This window comes from Rhodococcus sp. NPDC049939 (assembly GCF_040656415.1).
Classification (GTDB): domain Bacteria; phylum Actinomycetota; class Actinomycetes; order Mycobacteriales; family Mycobacteriaceae; genus Rhodococcus_F.
On record NZ_JBFAMC010000001.1, the window covers coordinates 1,064,956 to 1,083,672 of the forward strand.

The window sequence follows — 18,717 nt, forward strand, 5'->3', positions numbered from 1 at the left end:
CTGGTGGTCGTATGTGGTGGCTAGAGGCGGATGCGGAACTTGTCAGACATCGGCGACCTCTGTTTCGGTGGCCTCGACGAGGTCGTGAACTTCTCGAGCGGTTGGCATCGCTGTGGAGCACTCGAGACGTGACGCGACGATCGCACCAGCGGCATTGGCGTACCGCAGCACCTTTTCCAGTGGCCAGCCGGCCAGCAGCCCATGACATAGAGACCCGCCGAAACTGTCGCCTGCGCCCAAGCCATTGACCACGGTGACAGCATTGGGAGGAACGGTGATCGACTGCTTCCTCGTCCTGCCGAGCACTCCACGTGGGCCCTGTTTGACGATGGCGAGTTCGATACCGAGGTCGAGAAGTGCGTCGGCCGCCTTGTTCGGATCGGTTTCACCGACTGCGACCTCACACTCTTCGCGGTTTCCTACAGCAACCGTCGCGTGTGCGAGGGCGCGCCGGACCTGTGTGGTCGCCTCCTGCGGAGTGGGCCAGAACATCGGTCGGTAGTCCAGATCGAGCACGGTCAATGGCCGGCGTTCACGGGCCTCCCACGCTGCGAAGTGTGCACTGCGGCTGGGTTCTTCCGAAAGACCCGTCACCGTCGACCAGTAGAGGGAAGCCGTCCGCACCGCGTCGAGGTCGATGGTCTGGGCAGTGATCTGCATGTCCGGCGCGTGCGGATTGCGATAGAAGTACAGCGGAAAGCGGTCCGGGGGAAAGATCTCGCAGAACGTCACCGGCGTGGGGTACTCGTAACTGGTAACTACGAATCGATCCTCGACGCCCAGGTCGGTGAGTGCGCGCTTGACGAACTTTCCGAAGGGATCGTTGCCGACACCGGTGATGAGCGCACTCGACAGGCCCAGGCGTGCAGCGGCAACAGCGACGTTGGCAGCGCTGCCGCCGAGGAACTTACCGAACGTTTCGACATCCGCGAGTCCGACACCGCTCTGAAGCGGGTAGATGTCCACCCCGGACCGGCCTATCGCAAGCACGTCGAGCCCTTGCCCGCTCCCGCAAGAAGTGGCTCCTGTCAATTCGGCCTCCCGGGAGTTCGTAGTGGGTGGACACGCTGGGCCTCGAGGTGCAAGTGAGCTTCTGGTCGTGCGCCGGCACTGAGTATCGCGGTATCACAAGAACTGTGCGCCGCACCACACAGAATGTCAATTATTTGTACAGACAATAGGACATTAGGTCATGTGATTGTCAGTCTTCGCCTACACTGCTCCGGTAGCAGCGTTAGTCGGACCCTTTTCGGGTCGGAGATCGGAGTTGACTGTGGTAACGGCGCTCGCTGTCGAATTGGACCGGTCGAGCCCTGTGCCGCTGTATTTCCAGTTGGCCCAGGCGATCGAGAGCGCGATTCTCGGTGGCGAGCTCGCTCCTGGTGATCGATTCGAGAACGAACTTGCGCTGGCCAAACGTCTGAGCCTCTCGCGTCCGACCACCCGCCGTGCCATTCAGGAATTGGTCGACAAGGGTCTGCTCGTCCGCAAGCGTGGCGTCGGTACACAGGTCGTTCAGAGTCCGGTACATCGGTCGGTCGAACTCACCAGTCTGTTCGACGAACTCGCTCGCGCAGGCCAAAGGCCCACCACCACGCTTCTCGACTACACCGTGGGCGTTCCCGGTACCGAGGTCGCTACCGAGCTCAACCTCGACGTTGGTGCCGAAGTGGCGACCATCAGACGTCTGCGCTGCACCAACGACGAACCGCTCGCCGTCATGATCAACAACGTTCCGGTGAGCATTGCTCCCGAGCCGGAAGAGCTCGAGACCCTGGGCTTGTACCAGACGTTGCGAGCCCGCGGCGTCCACGTCCGAGTGGCGCGGCAGAAAATTGGCGCCCGCGCCGCCACACGCGAAGAAGCTGGATTACTCGACGAGAAGCCGGGTACTGCTGTTTTGACGATGACCCGCACGGCATTTGATGATTCGGGTCGCTCAGTCGAGTTCGGTAGCCACTGCTACCGAGCGTCGCGCTACTGCTTCGAAACCACGGTGGTCGATCGTTGAATCAGTGCATACGCCACCCTGTCGTATATCGACATGCGTGAACCTGGTCTTCTCGCCAGGTGTCTATTGCACATGTAAGGTTCCGGATGTGCGTCCCGTAATCGAACGCGCAGACTTCGATGATCCGCGCCTTGTCACCTTCCTGCAGGCACACTTGGACGATCTTGCTCCCGACATCGAGTCGGGGAGTTGTCACGCACTGGACGTGACAAAGCTGATGGATCCGTCGGTCCGGCTATGGGTCGTCCGAGATCGCGGCGAGGTCGTCGCGACTGGCGCGCTCGCCATGCTCGATCCAGGTCATGAGGAGCTCAAGAGTATGCGCACCGCGCCCGAGCAGCGGGGGCGCGGCATCGCACGTGCGCTTCTCGAGCACCTGATCCAAGACGCCAGAAGGCGCCGGATCGAGCGGATCTCATTGGAGACGGGAAGTGCGGACTTCTTCGAACCGGCACGCCGCCTCTACGCCACTGCAGATTTCGAAGAGTGCCCCCCGTTCGGCCACTACTCCGACGATCCGAACAGCACCTTCATGACACTGAAGTTGTCGTGATTCACACGGCAGGTCTCGCGTCACCGTCCCACTGAAGCCGCCGGTCGGATGCCCAGACCCGCATGCATGTAGGCCTCGTCGATCATCCTCATGTTGGCGATGGCGTCCGCCGGACCGATCGGAAGTGTTGTGGCACCGGATAGATGATCGGCCAAAGCCTCCAACTGGAAGGTGTAGGACGATTTGGTTCCCAGATGCTCGACCGTCGTGGCGTCACCGATCGTGATGGAAACCCGATCGTCGTCGTGGGGTCGGAGGAAGTTGTGAACCAATACCTCACCTTCGGTCCCGGCCACCCGGAACGTGAAGTGGAGGTGGTCTGCGAGCATGGTCGTGACAATTGTTGCCCGAACACCGGAGGGGTATTCCAGGTCTGCGTCGAACCGTGAATCGACGCCGGGTGCGTATTCCTCGACTCGTGTCCCGACGACACGGGGGGTGCCGCCGCACACATCGGCGAGCATCCGCGCGGCGTGTATTCCGTAGCAGCCGCAGTCCATCATCGATCCGCCTGCCAATGCCAACTCCCATCGCGGATCGCCCGCCGAAGGGACAGGGGTACGGAATTCGGTTTCTACCGCGGTCACTGTTCCGATCTCACCATTGCGTACCAGACCGAAGAGGCGACGGTTGACTGGGTGGAACACATAGTGGATACCCTCGAGCACAGTGACATCGGCGGCGGCCGCTTCTGCCGCAACTACTCGAGCTTCTTCGGCGTTGCTCGAGAACGGCTTCTCCGTCAGAACATTCTTCCCAGCTCGTATCGCCTCGATATTCCAGGGTCCGTGGAGTCCGTTCGGCAGCGCGTTGTAGACGAGGTCGACCTCGGGATCTGAAATCAGATCCGAGTACGTTGCGACTGCCCGCTCGATTCCATGCCGCGTCGCATAGGCCTGCGCCCTGTCGGGGTCGCGCGCTGCGACGGCTACCAGGCGATGTCCGGTGGCCTTCGCGGGCTTGACTATCGCCTCCTCGCCGATTCTGGAGGCCCCGAGGATCCCGATCCGCAGCGGAGCGCCCATCACAGCACCGACCGCAGGTACTCGACACTTGTGCGCACGTCACGTACGGGCCCCTCGCCCGAGGGCGCCTCGGTGAGAATGGTGTCTTGTTCGAGTACGTACCAACCGTCGAATCCCTTTTCTCGCAGGGTTTGAACGGCACCCGCGATGTCGACGTCACCCGTGCCGAGCGGCCGGTACATGCCCGACTTGACGCCTTCGGTGTAGGTGAGTTCGCCGACGCGGACGCGATTCGCCAGCGCGACGTCGACATCTTTGAGGTGCACGTGCGCGATTCGATTCGGTGCCTGGCGCGTCAGTTCCACCGGGTCGGTGCCACCGATCAGCAGGTGGCCGGTGTCGAGACACAGCGGGATGTTCGACCCGTCGAGAACTCGAAAAACTTCGTCTCGCTGTTCGATCATCGTGCCGACATGGGGGTGGATCACCGCTCTGATTCCCCGCTGTCGCGCAGCATCCGCCAAACGATCGAGATTGTGCAGCAACGTTTTCCATTCCCGATCACTGAGCTCCGGGCGGGAGTCGTACCCCACCGATCCGGTAACCGCAGCGAGCACCAGCACCTCAGCGCCCGTGGCCACCCAGGCATCGAAGATGGGCGAAATTCCGGGCAACGGATCGTGCGCGTCGTCGTGCAGCAGGACGGGAGCGAAACCGCCAACGGCGCCGAGATCATGGTCGGCGAGGATCTCGCTCAACTCGGCGGGAACGGCAGGTAGGAAGCCCTCTGGGCCGATCTCGGTGGCAGAGAGCCCTACTTCTCGCATCTCACGCAATACCTGTGATGGGTCCAATTGATATCCCCATCCGGGAACCTCACAGATTCCCCAGGAGATGGGCGCACCGGCGATGCGGGGACTACTCATGATCGAGCCTCATTTCCGGTGTGGAGAAACTGTTCCTTGACCTCGGTAATGGTGACCTGGCGACCCTCATGTAGCGACAGCGTCGCCGCCTCGGCGATCCAAGCGGACTCCGCCGCGTCAGCGGGAGTGCACGGCGAGGTCCGACGTCCGGCTGCCACTTCGACGAATGCTTCGAGTTCGGCGCGATACGCGGCGTTGAAGCGGTCTATGAAGAACGAACGCGCAACACCGTTCGGAGACTGTTCACCTGGATCCACCGACAGTGGTGGCTGCTTTTCGTCCAGGCCAGCAACCACGGAATCATTGGACCCGAAAACTTCTAGCCTGCAGTCGTATCCGCGGGCGTTGTAGCGGGTGTTCGACACGACGGCGAGGGCCCCACCCTCGAGGGTCAACACTGTGGCGACGGTATCGACGTCGCCTGCCTTCGCGATTGCCGCGTCACCTTGGTTGGAACCGGCGGCGAAGACGGCGATGACTTCACGGCCACTGATCCAGCGGACGATATCGAAGTCGTGAATCGAGCAGTCACGAAGGATGCCACCGGATTGGGCGATGTACGACACCGGCGGTGGAGAAGGATCGAGCGTGGTCGACCGGAGTGTGTGCAGCCATCCCAGTCGACCGGTTCGAACCGCGTCGTATGCGCTGACGAACGATGGATCGAATCGTCGTTGAAACCCGATTTGGACGGGTACCGCAGCCTGCTCCACCGCCCGCAGAACGCGCAACGACGATCCGATGGAATCGGCTACCGGTTTCTCGCAGAACGTCGGGATGCCCCGTCGTACCGCAGCTTCGATCAATTCGGCATGTGAACTCGAGGATGCCGCGATCAGTACGGCGTCCACGCCGGACTCGAGGAGCGCATCAGGGTTCGGGGCGGCGGCAACGCCGAATTCGGTTGCCACGTAGCTTGTTCGGTCCGGATCGACGTCGGAGACGATCAAATCGTCGACTCCGTCCATGCCGATCAAGTTTCGGGCGTGGTAGCTGCCGATGCGGCCGAGTCCGATCACACCGATGCGAGCGCCCATCAGTCAAAACCCCCGGATACGTTCTGGTCGCAGTCGTAATGTGCACGTTCGCGTGCGTTGTTTCGAGCATCATGAAAGGTTCGCTGGGTGGAGTCGTCGAAGTCAGCCGGGGCTCCTACGAGCGCAGCGGAGTGAACTCCATCGGTGCGCACGCCTCGGTAACCACCGCTGACCGAGACGACTGTGTCGGAAAGAGTCGGCGGCCTTACTACGTCCGGCAGAAAAGGCATGAGATCAGTTTGGCTGTCACGAAGACCTCGGGCAACAGTCGAAGACCGAATGTCAGACATCAATGGAACGCTGATAAGCCCTCTTACCGACGAAGAATTTCATGCGAGGTCAAAGATCCCTGATCATCGGTGTCACGCAACAGGCAACAAGAAGGAGGGACGGATTGAACCGACAGCGGATGAACCAGCGCGATCGGGACCATTTCAAGCAACTCCACGAGATGGCGGCTCCGGGTTATGCGCCCTGGCCGCTGGCCGAACCAAGCTGCCCCACGGGCAAGCTCAGATGGGCCACCGAACACGCCGCCGCCAGTGCACTCCTCGACGCACGGCAGTCACGGCTCCGTCGTGCCAAGGGTGAACACCTCGGCAAACTCGAGACCCGCATGTACACCTGTACTGAGTGCAACGGATTCCATCTCACGGCCATGAGCGCTGAAGAGTATGTGAGCCGCCGTCGATAGAGTTGGCGCGCAGCCCATGTGCCGGCGGTAGCCAGAGATGCCGTTCTTCGGTCGGCCTGACCTTCCTATGTACGACGAAAGCCCGCACGATCATCGTGCGGGCTTTCGTTGGGGCGCGCAGAGGAGTTCGGTGGTGCTTACCAATGCATCCCTACCGCGCGAACAGCAGTGCGCGCTTGACTTCCTGGATGGCCTTCGTCACCTGGATGCCGCGAGGACATGCCTCGGTGCAGTTGAACGTGGTGCGGCAGCGCCACACACCCTCTTTGTCATTGAGGATGTCGAGACGCTCAGCCGCTCCCTCGTCGCGGCTGTCGAAGATGAACCGGTGCGCGTTCACGATCGCGGCGGGACCGAAGTAGCTGCCGTCGCTCCAGTACACCGGACACGATGTGGTGCAGCACGCGCACAGAATGCACTTGGTGGTGTCATCGAACCGCGCTCGGTCTTGCTGCGACTGGATGCGTTCACGAGTTGGCTCGTTGCCGGTGGTGATGAGGAACGGCTTCACTGCGCGGAACGCGTCAAAAAAGGGCTCCATGTCGACGATGAGGTCCTTCTCCACCGGAAGGCCCTTGATCGGCTCGATAGTGATCGTGATCGGCTTCCCGTCCTTCGGCAGCATGTCCTTCATCAGGATCTTGCAGGCCAGGCGGTTGACACCGTTGATACGCATGGCGTCGGACCCGCAAACGCCGTGGGCACAGCTACGGCGGAACGTCAGAGTGCCGTCGAGATAACCCTTCACGTATAGGAGCAGGTTCAGCATGCGGTCCGTCGGCAGTGCCGGGACCTGGAAGCTGTCCCAGTACTGGCCTTCGCCCGACTCCGGATTGAACCGTGCGATCTTGAGGGTGACCATGACGGCGCCCTCGGGCACCGGCGGAAGTGTCGCCTTGTCTTCGCTCTTGTCGACTACAGGTGCGCTCATCAGTACTTACGCTCCATCGGCTCGTAACGAGTCTGGACTACCGGCTTGTAGTCCAGACGGATGTCGGAGAGCAGGCCGTCGCCCTCCTTGTAGGCCATCGTGTGCTTCATGTACTCGGCGTCGTTGCGCTCCGGAAAGTCTTCACGGGCGTGGCCGCCCCGCGACTCCTTGCGGTTGAGCGCGCCGACGACCGTGACTTCTGCCATCTCGAGCAAGAAGCCGAGCTCGACGGCCTCGAGCAGGTCGCTGTTGTAGCGCTTGCCCTTGTCTTGGACGGTGATGTGGTTGTAGCGCTCCTTGAGGGCGCGCACGTCTTTCAGAGCCTGGGTGAGGCGCTCTTCGGTGCGGAACACCGATGCGTTGTTGTCCATGGACTGCTGCAGTTCGGTGCGGATGTCCGCGACGCGCTCGTGGCCGTGTTCGGACAGGATGCCGGCCATCCACTCCTCTGCCATCTTGGCAGGCGACTCGGGCAGATCCACGAACTCGCTGTTCGCGGCGTGCTCCGCGGCGGCGATGCCGGCGCGACGACCGAACACGTTGATGTCGAGTAGCGAGTTGGTGCCGAGGCGGTTCGCTCCGTGCACCGAGACGCAGGCACACTCGCCGGCGGCGTACAGGCCGGGAATGATCTCGTCGTTGTTGCGCAGGACCTCGCCGTTGATCCGGGTGGGGATACCGCCCATGACGTAGTGGCATGTGGGGTAGACGGGTACGGGCTCCTTGACGGGGTCCACGCCGAGGTAGGTCCGCGAGAACTCCATGATGTCGGGGAGCTTCTCGTCGAGGACTTCCTCGGGGATGTGGGTCACGTCGATCAAGACGTAGTCCTTGTTCGGCCCTGCGCCGCGGCCCTCGAGCACCTCGAGCACCATCGACCGCGCGACGATGTCGCGGGGCGCGAGGTCCTTGATGGTGGGGGCGTATCGCTCCATGAAGCGCTCGCCGTCGACGTTGCGCAGGATGCCGCCCTCACCACGGACCGCCTCGGAGATGAGGATGCCGAGTCCGGCGAGTCCCGTCGGGTGGAACTGGTGAAATTCCATGTCCTCGAGGGGCAGGCCCTTGCGGAAGATGATGCCCATTCCGTCGCCGGTGAGGGTGTGCGCGTTGGAGGTGGTCTTGTACATCCGTCCCGAGCCGCCGGTGGCGAACACGATGGACTTGGCGTGGAAGACATGGATCTCGCCGGTAGCCAGCTCGTACGCGATGACGCCGGTGGCGACCGGACCGTCCGGTGTCTCGGTGAGAGCGATGTCGAGGGCGTAGAACTCGTTGAAGAAGTCGACGTCGTGCTTGACGCAGTTCTGGTACAGGGTCTGCAGGATCATGTGACCGGTGCGGTCCGCGGCGTAGCATGCGCGGCGCACGGGAGCCTTACCGTGGTCGCGGGTGTGACCACCGAAACGACGCTGGTCGATCTTGCCCTCGGGCGTCCGGTTGAACGGCAGGCCCATCTTCTCGAGGTCGAGAACCGCGTCGATGGCTTCCTTGGCCATGATCTCCACAGCGTCCTGGTCGGCGAGATAGTCGCCGCCCTTGACTGTGTCGAAGGTGTGCCACTCCCAGTTGTCTTCCTCCACGTTCGCCAGTGCGGCGCACATGCCGCCCTGGGCTGCGCCAGTGTGGCTACGGGTGGGGTAGAGCTTTGTCAGTACCGCGGTGCGCGCGCGGGGACCGGCCTCGATCGCTGCGCGCATGCCGGCGCCGCCGGCACCGACGATGACCACGTCATAACGGTGTTCCTGCATGAAGTCTGTGCTCCCCTAGCTCGCGGAGATATTGGGGTCGAAAGTGAAGATGACGTACGTGCCGAGGCCCATGATCAAGATCATCGACAGAGCGAGGATCGTGTTCAGCCAGAAGCGCGTGGAGTCCTTGCGGGCGTAGTCCGCAATAACTGTGCGCAGTCCGTTTCCGCCGTGCAGCTGGGCGAGCCAGAGCATGGTCAGATCCCAGAACTGCCAGAACGGGCTGGACCAGCGGCCCGCGACGAAAGCGAAATTGATGCGGTGCACACCGTCGTCGAGCATCAACATGATGAAGAGGTGGCCGAGCACCAGGAAGATCAGTGCGAGCCCGGAGAACCGCATGAACAGCCACGCATACAGTTCGAAGTTGTTCTTCGAGGTTCGGCGCGGTGAACGCGGGTTGTCCAGGCTGGCCGGCCGGTCGAAAGCCTTGCCGAGAGTCTTGGCTTCGGGGCCGTGAGTAGATGCAGTCATGTCAGTGCCCCGCAAACATGTTGTAGAAGATGCGGCCTGCTCCCGGGATCATCACCAGGAACCAGATCGCGAGGATTACCCAGAGCATCAGGCGCTGGTATTGCGGCCCCTTGGCCCAGAAGTCCACCAGCATCACCCGGACGCCGTTCAGTGCGTGATACAGCACCGCGGCGACGAGCGCGATTTCCATGAGGCCGACGATCGGGTTCTTGTAGGTCTCGATGACGCTGTCGTACGTGTCGGGGTTCACGCGTACCAGTGCGGTATCGAGTACGTGCACAAATAGGAAGAAGAACGTCAATACGCCTGTGATCCGGTGCAGTACCCAGGACCACATTCCGGGGTCGCCCCGGTAAAGCGACCGCGTGCGCTCCTTTGCCGGAGCGGCTTCAGTCGTAGTACTCATCGAGTGCTGTGCCTCCAAGGTCATTGGTGGACGTGCCGGGTCTGCGCAGCGTTGCGGACGTACTTACAACTTTGGGACCCGACGTGATCCTGAACCGACTTCTCTGAACTCTAAACCCAACCGAAAGTTGGGAACCAACTCGACTCCTCGTTCGTACCGCCCGGTGCGAACGAAGTTAGGTTTGCCTCTCCATTGCAAGTTCGGCTGTCCGGCGAGAATCTCTGCATCCATTCAGTACACGTGATTGGATGAAGAATTATGGTCGAGATTGATTGGAAATTGTTGCGCGACAACGCGCGTGACGCGGTACGCCGGGCCTACGCCCCCTACTCCGGATTCACGGTGGGTTCGGCGGCGTTGGTGGACGATGGGCGAATCGTCGTCGGTTGCAATGTGGAAAATGTCTCACACGGGCTGGGCCTGTGCTCAGAATGTGTACTAGTCGGTAACTTCATGGTGGGTGGCGGAGGCCGGTTGGTCGCCATCACCTGCTGTGGTGCGAGTGGCGAGATTCTCACACCGTGTGGCCGCTGCCGCCAGATCCTCTTCGAGCACGGCGGCCCCGGATTGCTCGTCGACCACAAAGCAGGCGCGCGTCGAATGGAGCAACTGCTGCCGGATGCGTTCGGTCCGGAGGAGGAGGACCGGCTCCGCCATGCATGATGCAGCGTCGATCATCGCCGCGAAACGTGACGGCAGGGAACTGTCCGGTGCAGAGATCGACTGGGTAGTCGATTCATTCACCCGTGGTGACGTGGCCGATGAACAAATGTCGGCGCTCGCGATGGCGATCTATTTCCGAGGTCTGACCCGCGAAGAGGTGAGCCGCTGGACCACGGCAATGATCTCTTCGGGTCGGCGCCTCGATTTCAGCCACCTCGGCAGACCCACCGTGGACAAGCACTCGACAGGCGGCGTGGGCGACAAGATCACTCTCCCGCTCACGCCGCTGGTCGCGGCGTGCGGCGCGGCGGTGCCCCAGCTGTCGGGCCGAGGTCTCGGGCATACCGGCGGGACTCTGGACAAACTCGAATCGGTTCCGGGCTGGCGCGCCGACCTCGCCCCCTCCGAAATGGAGGAGGTGCTGTCCGACCCTGCAATCGGTGCTGTCGTGTGCGCGGCGGGGCCAGATCTCGCGCCTGCGGATCGGAGGTTGTATGCGCTCCGCGACGTAACGGGAACGGTCGAGTCGATACCCCTGATAGCCAGTTCGATCATGAGCAAGAAGATTGCAGAGGGCACCGGTGCGCTCGTGCTGGACGTCAAGGTCGGATCGGGCGCGTTCATGAAGAAGGTCGACGACGCGCGGGAACTCGCACGGACGATGGTCGATCTAGGGAACGACGCCGGCGTGACGACGACGGCATTGCTCACCGCGATGGACGCACCCCTCGGTCTTACCGCAGGAAACGCGCTCGAGGTGCGGGAAGCGCTCGAGGTGCTAGCCGGAGGTGGTCCGTCCGATGTTGTGGAATTGACCTTGACCTTGGCGCGAGAAATGTTGAACGCGGCTGGAATCGACGGAATCGACCCAGCCGACAAACTCAGGGACGGGTCCGCGATGGACCGGTGGCGGAAGATGATCGGTGCGCAGGGAGGCGATCCCGAGGCCCAGTTGCCGCGAGCCCGGCATACGGAGGTTCTTCTGTCCGAGGCGGACGGTGTGGTGAGCGGGCTCGACGCAATGGCGGTGGGTGTTGCAGCGTGGCGACTCGGGGCCGGTCGTGCCCGTCAGGGCGACTCGGTGCAGTCGGGGGCAGGCGTCGAGTGGCACGCGAAGCCGGGGCAGACCGTGTCGGTAGGAACCCCCCTCGTCACACTGCATACCGACACACCCGAACGATTCGCATCGGCGAAAGAAGCACTTTCGCGTGCGTGGACCGTCTCTGCGGATGCGTCCTCGGAAATTGCACCGCTCGTCATCGAGCGGATCGACGTTCTGTCGGGATAACGTCGACGCATGACTGCACTGGATCTGTCGGCCCTGCGCCGAGCACCGAAGGTGTTGCTGCATGATCATCTCGACGGAGGCCTGAGGCCCACGACAGTTCTCGAACTCGCCCACGACTGCGGCTACGACGCGCTGCCCGCAGACAATTCCCAGGCACTCGCGTCATGGTTTCGGGAGGCCGCGGGCAGTGGCTCACTCGAGCGATACCTCGAGACATTCCGCCACACCGTAGCCGTCATGCAGACAGGCGCAGGGCTCGAACGAGTAGCCCGTGAATGCGCCGCGGACCTTGCTGCAGACGGTGTCGTATACGCGGAGGTGCGCTTTGCGCCCGAACAACATCTCGAAGACGGGCTGACCCTGGACGAAGTCGTCGAACGGGTCCTGCTCGGGTTTCGGGCGGGCGAGTCTGCAGCCGAATCCGCCGGCCGGCGAATTCGGATCGGCGTTCTCCTCACCGCAATGCGTCATGCTGCACGCTCACGGGAAATCGCGGAACTGGCTGTTCGATTCCGTGATCGCGGTGTCGTCGGATTCGACATTGCCGGGGCCGAGGCCGGAAATCCGCCGAGCCGTCATCTCGATGCTTTCGAGTACATGCGGGGCAGCAATTCGCACTTCACCATCCACGCGGGGGAGGCATTCGGTCTGCCGTCGATCCAAGAGGCCATCGCGTTCTGCGGGACCGACCGCCTCGGCCACGGGGTACGCATCACCGACGACATCGAGATCGGCGACGACGGAGTTCCCGTGCTGGGGAGATTGGCGAATTATGTTCGGGACAAGAGGATTCCCCTGGAGTTGTGCCCTAGCTCCAACGTTCAGACCGGAGCGGTGGACGCACTCGAGAATCATCCGTTCGACCTGCTCGCCCGGTTGAGGTTCCGCGTTACCGTGAACACGGACAACCGCCTCATGAGCGATACCAGCATGAGCGAGGAGATGCTGCGTCTGGTCGAGACGTTCGGATACGGCTGGACGGATCTCGAGCGTTACACCATCAACGCCATGAAGTCGGCGTTCATACCTTTCGACCAGCGACTGGAGCTGATCGATGACGTCATCAAGCCGGGATTCGCAGTCCTCGTGGGCTGATGCTCACGTGTTCCGGAGGCGGGCCTCGAACTCGCGCTCGAGCACTCGCCATGCCTCCGCCTCGGCATTGAATGGTGCGCTCGGCGCCAAGCGTGTCGGGTCGGGGTCGAGGATGAACGACACGTACCAGCCGAGTGGAGTGGATGTGGCAAGGTCGGCTTCCACGGACTTGTCACCGGCAAAATCGGCTGCGTCGGTGATCAATTCGACGGCAAGGTCGAGTTGATCGGCGTCTACCGATTTCGGCCCTGCAGCCAGGTCGTCGGCAAGACCCGGTAGGACGTAGACGTTCCCATCGGTGACCTCGACCTCGAGCGACCCATCGACCGCCGCTACCTGAATCTGTTCGTACGTGCTTAGGCCGGCGAGCGCGTGCTCGTGATTGTCGGCGAGGAACCGGGCCAGGGCACGTTCGGACGTGAAGACGAAAATCATCCCATCGCGACCGAGGAAGATCGCCTCTTCGTCCAGATAGCAGCGGAGAGTGAAGTACGTTTCCCCAGCGGTGATGATCTTGATGGGGTCGACGCCCACTTCGCCCCAGAACGACTCCTCGACTTCCTCGCTCTCCTCGTCCTCGCCCTCGTCAGCATCGAGGGACACGAATTCCGCATCCTCCTCGGCTTCTTCGACCACGTCGTCGACATCGACTGTGTTCTCGTCGGCTGCCACTAGTTCGGCTTCGGCGATGGCTACCGCCTCGGCGTCCACCTCGGGGGTTGCCACGACGGCGTCGACGGCGTCGAGCACGTCGTCCCAGCCTTTCGCTATTGCGGTGCCGATCTCGCTCCACAGGTCCTCGCCGTCGCGTCCCTCGAATGCGTCGACGCCTGCTGAGAGAGCGTCGAGAACTTGGTTCGCGTTGAAGAACTTGTTGACCACGTCCAGGTCGCAAGCCTCACCGAGGTTGCGCGCCATGTTGAGGGCATCTTCGAGTTTGCTGACGACCAGATCCTCGGGGTCGTTCGCCGCTAGTTCCGGCACGCCGACCAGGTCGAAGGAGAAGTTCTCTTCGGGTTCGAGTTCGGCGGCGGAAAGCCCCGACAAGACGCCCCATGCGGGATGTTCGACCAAATCGTTGTCGGTGTCGGTGCGGATGAATGCAGCCAAATCCGCGACCGATGTGAACCCGTAGAGATCATCTTCCTGACCCAGGAAAGCTTGCCACTCGTCATCGCCTTCATGCCACCGTGGTACCCACAGTGTCACGAGGTCGCCTTGGGTGAGACCTAGTTCGATAGGGACGATGTCTCCAGCCATGGCGGGAAGCCTATCTACCCGGCGACCAAAGTAATAGACCGGCCGGACCTACACTCGCCCGAAGGCGTCTTGCAGCCTCCTCATGACCAACGCTCGCTGTTCGTCAGCGAGGCGGGCGGCTTCGTGGGATGTGCTCGTGATCAGTGCCGCGAGTACGCGAACGTCGAGGGTTGAGATGGAATCGTCCATCCACAGACCCGTCAGGTTGCCGTTCCCGTCCACCTCCACGGTGACCTGGTCGGACTCACTGGACGCGCGTACCGTGATCGACGCGAGCCCGGCGAGAGCTTCCTCGAGAAGGTTCACCTGTTCGGTCGCCCGACCGACGATCGCATCCATATCGTGCTCGCTCACAGTTGCCTCATCCAGCTGGTCGGAGTGGGTTCTTCCTGGTCATCGATTGCTTGCGCGGCGGCTACGTCGGCCCGCGTGGGCAGGCCGAGTTCATCCAGCACGTGGGCGGGCATGCCGCCCTCGGCGAGTTCGTCGCGACGCCGAGCCCCGGCCTCCGCCGCCGAGCGGCGGCACAGCTTCAGGACTTCGTCCGCCAGCCGCTGACCGCCGTAGCGGAGTTCACGCGGATCGATGCGTAGTTCGAGCGGAAGGCCGTTCTCAGTGGTCCTGACCGAGATGGTCCCGGAGCGGTTACTCACTGCGGCCGTGGCACCGGCCGAGGGTGGAGTGGGGGGTAACATGATTCCTCTCATTGGGTCGGTCGACGAAAGCCCTGGAACCGCAGAAACTACCTTCTGGTGTCAGAGTCTCTCCCAGAAGGTAGAGCACCGGAGCGCCCGAGGATGCGGGTCGTCTCGATCGATTGGCGTACCAGGTTCGACGCGCGCCGTGGGTGTTCGGTTCCATCGGTCAGCATGGGTGGTTCACAGTCGAGGAGAAGGCTGAAACCTGAGAACCGCGCACGATGTTCGATGTGATTCGCGTCGTGTCGCGACGTTTCCGCTCGTGCTCGTGCTCGCTGGATGCGGAGGTAATGCCGAGCCCAACACGCTCTGGCTGAAGTATGGAGAGCGTTTCACGGCACCTCAGGATGCGACATGCGAGAGGGGGACATGACTGATACACAACAACGCTTTTCGGCGACACAGTCACGTACGAGGCGGTCGCCTCAGAGGAATCAGGCGGTGCGATTCCCATCCTTTCGAATGCGGAACTGTGATTAACTTCCTTCTGGTTCAGGAGGGACCAGTCGTGCCTGTTGGGGGGGTTCGATCAACCAACATGACCGACGCCGCCAGGTGTCGTGATGCCCGCACGCGTTCGTGTGCGGTGAGTCGAATGAAAGAGGATCGATGAAGAAGACAGTTCGCACAGCAGCAATAGCAATGCTCGCCACACCTCTCGTCGCCGCCGTCTTCGCGGCGCCGGCCAGCGCCACCGAACACGACGGCAGCCTGTCCGGGATCCTTGGCTCCATCGATACAGCGAGCCTGGAGACCCTGGGAGGCAGCATCGAAGGGGCCCTGGGCAGCGCCGATTTGGCCCTGGGCAGCGCCGAGTTGGTCCTGGGCAGCGTCGAGGACATCTTCGGCAGCCCCGACTCCGACGACTAAGTCGTCACTCGGTGACGCACGAGTAGTTTGGGACTCGGGTAGCTGACCCTGACACGAAGGCCCCGCCGAGTAGGCGGGGCCTTCGCCGTTCAGCCACTTCCCACCGCCCTAGGTCCGATCGAGGACGGCACCGCGCACAACAAACGTGTTTCGGCGACACAGTCATGCACAAGACGATCGCTTTCGAGGAATCAGTCGGTGCGATTTTCCCTTTTCGAATGCGGAAACGTGATTAACTTCCTTCTGGTTCAGGAGGGAACAGCGATACCTGCCGGGAGGATTCGATCAACCAATATGACCGGTACCTCCAGGTGTTGTGATGCCCGCACGCGTTCGTGTGCGGTGAGTCCAATGAAAGGGGATCGATGAAGAAGACAGTTCGCACAGCAGCAATAGCAATGCTCGCCGCACCTCTGGTCGCTGTGGTCTTCGCGGGGCCGGCCAGCGCCGACGAACACGGCGACGACACGCCGGGTTCGGTGGACACGGCCCTCGGCAGCGTGGACAGCCTCAACGACAGCCTGTCCGAAATCCTTGGCTCCGTCGAGACAGTGAGCGACGTCCTGGACATCGTCGAGGGTGCCCTCGGCAGCGTCGAGGGTGCCCTCGGCAGCGTCGGGGACGTCCTCGGCAGTCTCGGCTCCGCCGACTGAGTCGTCACTCAGTGACGCACGAGTAGTTTGGGATTCGGTTAGCTGACCCTGACACGAAGGCCTCGCCGAGTAGGCGGGGCCTTCGCCGTTCAGCCGCTTCCCACCGCCACAGGGCCGATCGTGTGGGGGCAGGCGTGATGGATGAGTCGGTCCCGCTCCGACGGAACCGCCCGGGATGGTCCAGCGCCGAAGCCTCGTACTCACCGTATCGGAAGTCCTCCGGTGCAATGTGTTTCGTTCCTGAGCATCAGCTAGTGCGTTCTGACGGTCGATAGAAGCCGTAGAACCCCATACCACTGTTGCTGGTGCGGACAGGGCCGATCTGCACGGGGTCGCCGGCCTCTATGAGTTGGCCGTTGCCGATCACCATCGCAACGTGGCCGTCCCAGACGGCGAGATCACCGGGCATGAGGCTACTAGGGTCGACTGCCATCCCGATGTTCTGCTCCTGCGCCAATCGCGGAATATCCACGCCCACTTCACCGTACGCCCATTGCGTCAGTCCGCTGCAGTCGAGTCCCTCGCCGGGTGATGTTCCGCCCCAGACGTAGGGGACCCCTTGTTGCGACAGCGCGTTGCGGACGGCCTCGGCGGCCTCCGTATTGGGGGCGAGCACAGTGCTGCCATCAGGAAGGACCACTTCGACGCCTTCACCGTTGTATCCGGAATCCGGCATCGAGGGTCCGCGAGTGGCACCTCCGGGTGTGCCGAGAAGCGAATCTTCCCGCGCCCCGACTCCGGGCGGGGAAGAGATGTTCGATACCAGGCGCATCAGGCCGGTTAACGGTGGCGCAGAGGGCGGACTGGCGAATCCCGAGACCGAGCGGCCGACCGCATTGGAACATTCAGGTGAGACGGCTGCTGTGGAGGCAAACGCAGACCCCGCGTTTGCCGACACGGTCGCCGCGGGTGCGGTGGGAACCTCCTCGGCCGGAACGAGAGTGTTCATCTTGCGGGTCTTGTCATCGAGTTCGGCTTGCACCCTCGTCACGACCGCGGTGGCTTCGTCGAGATGGTCCAGAGCCGCCGCGATGATCATCGTCTGGCCGGTTGGGGTGGCCAGGGTCGGGCCTGCAGCGACAGCGAGCGAGGTGAACGATTGCAGAATCTCCTCCAGTCGCAGTACCCCGGTCCGGATGATTTCGGAGGCTTCGGTAACGACGAGGGCTATGTCATTGCCCCGGTCGGAGATGGCGATGATGGACCGTTGCACCTCTTCAGCCTTCACGATCGCACGGGCGGCACTGAGGCCTAGCCAGTCACCCTCGATGGAACTGATGGCGATTCGTCCGGTGTCGTGCACAGCGTCGAGGGTTGCCGATGATGCGCGCAGAGCGGCGGTAGGTCCACCGGCTGGGAGTATGCCGCTACCGAACGCCCCGAGTAGCTCGGTCATCGGGCGGGAGAGTAGATCGGTGGGGATCATCGTCAGCCGCCGTTCCCGACAGCATTCGCGGCGGCGAGTGCGACCGTATTGGCGATCTCGGTGTGCTCATAGGCGGCAGAGTTGGTCCTGGCCGTAACACCTATTCCGCTGAGCGCGGCAGCGAAGTCGGCGATACTTGCAGCATCAACGGTCAAATCGTTCATCGTGATCCCCCCGGTCGCGTTTGATGGCGTCACACAATTGGACGCCACCGAGACCGATCCGGTTCCATCTCCGATCCGCCGGGAACCGCCTCTGTGAGAGGTCTGCGCCGACGACCCAATATTCTCTTGGCATGAATACGCTCGTCGTCGACCACCCACTCGCAGCGGCTCTCCTGACAACGATGCGCGATGAGCGCAGCGACAATGCCACCTTTCGCGCAGCGCTGCGAAGGCTCACACACATGTTGGTGTACGAGGCGATGCGTGAGGCGCCACTAGAAGTGTTCGACGTGGTTACGCCTATAGCCACTACCGACGGGGTCAGGCTCGCCCATCCGCCGCTTCTCGTCCCCGTTCTGCGCGCGGGCCTGGGCATGGTGGAACCGGCCAGCGCACTGATTCCCAACGCGCGTGTCGGTTTCGTCGGATTGGCCCGAGACGAGCAAACCCATTTGCCCGTGCCGTACCTGGAGTCGTTACCGGAAGACCTGTCGGAAATCCCGGTCTACGTCCTCGACCCGATGTTGGCGACGGGCGGTTCTATGATCCACACGATCGACTTGCTCGCGGCCCGCGGAGCCACCGATATCACCGCCGTGTGCGTGGTTTCTGCACCCGAAGGTGTTGCTGCGCTTTCTAAATCAGGCAAGCCCGTACGACTCGTCACCGCTGCGGTCGATGAGAGACTCAACGGGGACGCCTTCATCGTGCCAGGCCTCGGTGATGCGGGAGATCGCCAGTTCGGCCCGCGCTGACGGCGGCTAGTTGACTCTCAGAGGTGTTGAAGGACGCTGAATCGGGCGAAAGCCCCGCCGAACGGCGGGGCCTTCGTCTGACACCGGATCAGCTACC

General features: G+C 62.5%; 22 protein-coding genes. 9 read left to right on the forward strand and 13 right to left on the reverse strand.

Annotated elements, in window-relative coordinates; all coding sequences use genetic code 11:
* Positions 1–42 precede the first annotated feature (42 nt).
* A complete protein-coding gene (iolC, locus tag AB0I57_RS04810; RefSeq protein ID WP_358330540.1) occupies positions 43–1,032 on the reverse strand; it encodes a 5-dehydro-2-deoxygluconokinase in 990 nt (329 codons plus the stop codon).
* Positions 1,033–1,273: 241 nt separating this feature from the next.
* On the opposite strand from iolC, the gene AB0I57_RS04815 reads away from it, so the two are divergent.
* Together AB0I57_RS04815 and AB0I57_RS04820 are read left to right on the forward strand one after the other, a co-directional pair.
* Positions 1,274–2,011 (forward strand): GntR family transcriptional regulator, encoded by a 738-nt coding sequence (locus tag AB0I57_RS04815; protein WP_358333160.1) that lies wholly within the window; start codon positions 1,274–1,276, stop codon positions 2,009–2,011.
* Between the two features lie 88 nt (positions 2,012–2,099).
* Positions 2,100–2,564, forward strand: coding sequence for a GNAT family N-acetyltransferase (locus tag AB0I57_RS04820; protein WP_358330542.1), 465 nt, complete (start codon positions 2,100–2,102; stop codon positions 2,562–2,564).
* Between the two features lie 20 nt (positions 2,565–2,584).
* Here AB0I57_RS04820 and AB0I57_RS04825 read toward each other — a convergent pair whose 3' ends face one another.
* From AB0I57_RS04825 to AB0I57_RS04835, 3 genes are read right to left on the reverse strand one after another with little or no spacing between them, the layout of a single operon-like run.
* Positions 2,585–3,589, reverse strand: coding sequence for a Gfo/Idh/MocA family oxidoreductase (locus AB0I57_RS04825; RefSeq protein WP_358330545.1), 1,005 nt, complete (start codon positions 3,587–3,589; stop codon positions 2,585–2,587).
* The gene (locus tag AB0I57_RS04830; RefSeq protein ID WP_358330548.1) at positions 3,589–4,455 is read right to left on the reverse strand and encodes a TIM barrel protein; all 867 of its coding nucleotides are present in this window, start codon (positions 4,453–4,455) and stop codon (positions 3,589–3,591) included. Before AB0I57_RS04830 ends, AB0I57_RS04825 begins: the two co-directional genes overlap by 1 nt.
* Positions 4,452–5,492 carry a Gfo/Idh/MocA family oxidoreductase gene (locus tag AB0I57_RS04835; RefSeq protein WP_358330551.1) on the reverse strand — a complete coding sequence of 347 codons (1,041 nt, stop codon included), beginning with the start codon at positions 5,490–5,492 and terminating at the stop codon, positions 4,452–4,454. The genes AB0I57_RS04830 and AB0I57_RS04835 overlap by 4 nt, the downstream gene beginning before the upstream one ends.
* A gap of 394 nt (positions 5,493–5,886) precedes the next feature.
* Between AB0I57_RS04835 and AB0I57_RS04840 the strand changes: the two genes are divergently transcribed.
* Positions 5,887–6,186, forward strand: coding sequence for a hypothetical protein (locus AB0I57_RS04840; RefSeq protein ID WP_358330554.1), 300 nt, complete (start codon positions 5,887–5,889; stop codon positions 6,184–6,186).
* A gap of 151 nt (positions 6,187–6,337) precedes the next feature.
* On the opposite strand, the gene AB0I57_RS04845 is transcribed toward AB0I57_RS04840, so the two are convergent.
* The 4 genes from AB0I57_RS04845 to sdhC are packed head-to-tail and all read right to left on the reverse strand — an operon-like array spanning position 6,338 to position 9,748.
* Positions 6,338–7,117, reverse strand: coding sequence for a succinate dehydrogenase iron-sulfur subunit (locus AB0I57_RS04845; RefSeq protein WP_358330557.1), 780 nt, complete (start codon positions 7,115–7,117; stop codon positions 6,338–6,340).
* Positions 7,117–8,868 (reverse strand): succinate dehydrogenase flavoprotein subunit, encoded by a 1,752-nt coding sequence (sdhA, locus tag AB0I57_RS04850; protein WP_358330561.1) that lies wholly within the window; start codon positions 8,866–8,868, stop codon positions 7,117–7,119. The genes AB0I57_RS04845 and sdhA overlap by 1 nt, the downstream gene beginning before the upstream one ends.
* Before the next feature lie 15 nt (positions 8,869–8,883).
* Positions 8,884–9,342, reverse strand: coding sequence for a succinate dehydrogenase hydrophobic membrane anchor subunit (locus tag AB0I57_RS04855; protein ID WP_358330563.1), 459 nt, complete (start codon positions 9,340–9,342; stop codon positions 8,884–8,886).
* 1 nt (position 9,343) lies between these two features.
* The gene (gene sdhC, locus AB0I57_RS04860; protein ID WP_358330566.1) at positions 9,344–9,748 is read right to left on the reverse strand and encodes a succinate dehydrogenase, cytochrome b556 subunit; all 405 of its coding nucleotides are present in this window, start codon (positions 9,746–9,748) and stop codon (positions 9,344–9,346) included.
* 258 nt (positions 9,749–10,006) lie between these two features.
* Here sdhC and AB0I57_RS04865 point away from each other — a divergent pair, with 258 nt between their 5' ends.
* From AB0I57_RS04865 to AB0I57_RS04875, 3 genes are read left to right on the forward strand one after another with little or no spacing between them, the layout of a single operon-like run.
* Positions 10,007–10,411: a cytidine deaminase gene (locus AB0I57_RS04865; protein ID WP_358330569.1), complete on the forward strand. Its 405-nt coding sequence runs from the start codon at positions 10,007–10,009 to the stop codon at positions 10,409–10,411.
* Positions 10,404–11,699 (forward strand): thymidine phosphorylase, encoded by a 1,296-nt coding sequence (locus AB0I57_RS04870; RefSeq protein ID WP_358330573.1) that lies wholly within the window; start codon positions 10,404–10,406, stop codon positions 11,697–11,699. The genes AB0I57_RS04865 and AB0I57_RS04870 overlap by 8 nt, the downstream gene beginning before the upstream one ends.
* Positions 11,700–11,708: 9 nt before the next feature.
* Positions 11,709–12,794, forward strand: a complete 1,086-nt coding sequence (locus AB0I57_RS04875; RefSeq protein ID WP_358330576.1) for an adenosine deaminase — start codon at positions 11,709–11,711, stop codon at positions 12,792–12,794.
* 3 nt (positions 12,795–12,797) lie between these two features.
* Here the strand turns inward: AB0I57_RS04875 and AB0I57_RS04880 are convergent, their stop codons facing one another.
* From AB0I57_RS04880 to AB0I57_RS04890, 3 genes are read right to left on the reverse strand one after another with little or no spacing between them, the layout of a single operon-like run.
* Complete coding sequence (locus tag AB0I57_RS04880; protein WP_358330579.1) at positions 12,798–14,054, reverse strand: primosomal protein; 1,257 nt, start codon at positions 14,052–14,054, stop codon at positions 12,798–12,800.
* A 48-nt stretch (positions 14,055–14,102) separates the two neighbouring features.
* Complete coding sequence (locus AB0I57_RS04885; protein ID WP_358330582.1) at positions 14,103–14,408, reverse strand: YbaB/EbfC family nucleoid-associated protein; 306 nt, start codon at positions 14,406–14,408, stop codon at positions 14,103–14,105.
* The gene (locus AB0I57_RS04890; RefSeq protein ID WP_358330585.1) at positions 14,405–14,749 is read right to left on the reverse strand and encodes a hypothetical protein; all 345 of its coding nucleotides are present in this window, start codon (positions 14,747–14,749) and stop codon (positions 14,405–14,407) included. Before AB0I57_RS04890 ends, AB0I57_RS04885 begins: the two co-directional genes overlap by 4 nt.
* A 612-nt stretch (positions 14,750–15,361) precedes the next feature.
* On the opposite strand from AB0I57_RS04890, the gene AB0I57_RS04895 reads away from it, so the two are divergent.
* Both AB0I57_RS04895 and AB0I57_RS04900 read left to right on the forward strand, forming a co-directional pair.
* Entirely contained in the window at positions 15,362–15,622 is a 261-nt protein-coding gene (locus tag AB0I57_RS04895) for a hypothetical protein (protein WP_358330588.1), read from the forward strand.
* Positions 15,623–15,987: 365 nt separating this feature from the next.
* Positions 15,988–16,275 (forward strand): hypothetical protein, encoded by a 288-nt coding sequence (locus tag AB0I57_RS04900; protein WP_358330591.1) that lies wholly within the window; start codon positions 15,988–15,990, stop codon positions 16,273–16,275.
* 247 nt (positions 16,276–16,522) lie between these two features.
* Here the strand turns inward: AB0I57_RS04900 and AB0I57_RS04905 are convergent, their stop codons facing one another.
* Both AB0I57_RS04905 and AB0I57_RS04910 read right to left on the reverse strand, forming a co-directional pair.
* Positions 16,523–17,701: an NlpC/P60 family protein gene (locus AB0I57_RS04905; RefSeq protein WP_358330594.1), complete on the reverse strand. Its 1,179-nt coding sequence runs from the start codon at positions 17,699–17,701 to the stop codon at positions 16,523–16,525.
* 2 nt (positions 17,702–17,703) lie between these two features.
* Positions 17,704–17,865, reverse strand: coding sequence for a hypothetical protein (locus AB0I57_RS04910; RefSeq protein WP_358330597.1), 162 nt, complete (start codon positions 17,863–17,865; stop codon positions 17,704–17,706).
* Between the two features lie 131 nt (positions 17,866–17,996).
* On the opposite strand from AB0I57_RS04910, the gene upp reads away from it, so the two are divergent.
* Positions 17,997–18,620: a uracil phosphoribosyltransferase gene (gene upp, locus AB0I57_RS04915; RefSeq protein WP_358330600.1), complete on the forward strand. Its 624-nt coding sequence runs from the start codon at positions 17,997–17,999 to the stop codon at positions 18,618–18,620.
* The last annotated feature ends 97 nt before the right edge of the window (positions 18,621–18,717 follow it).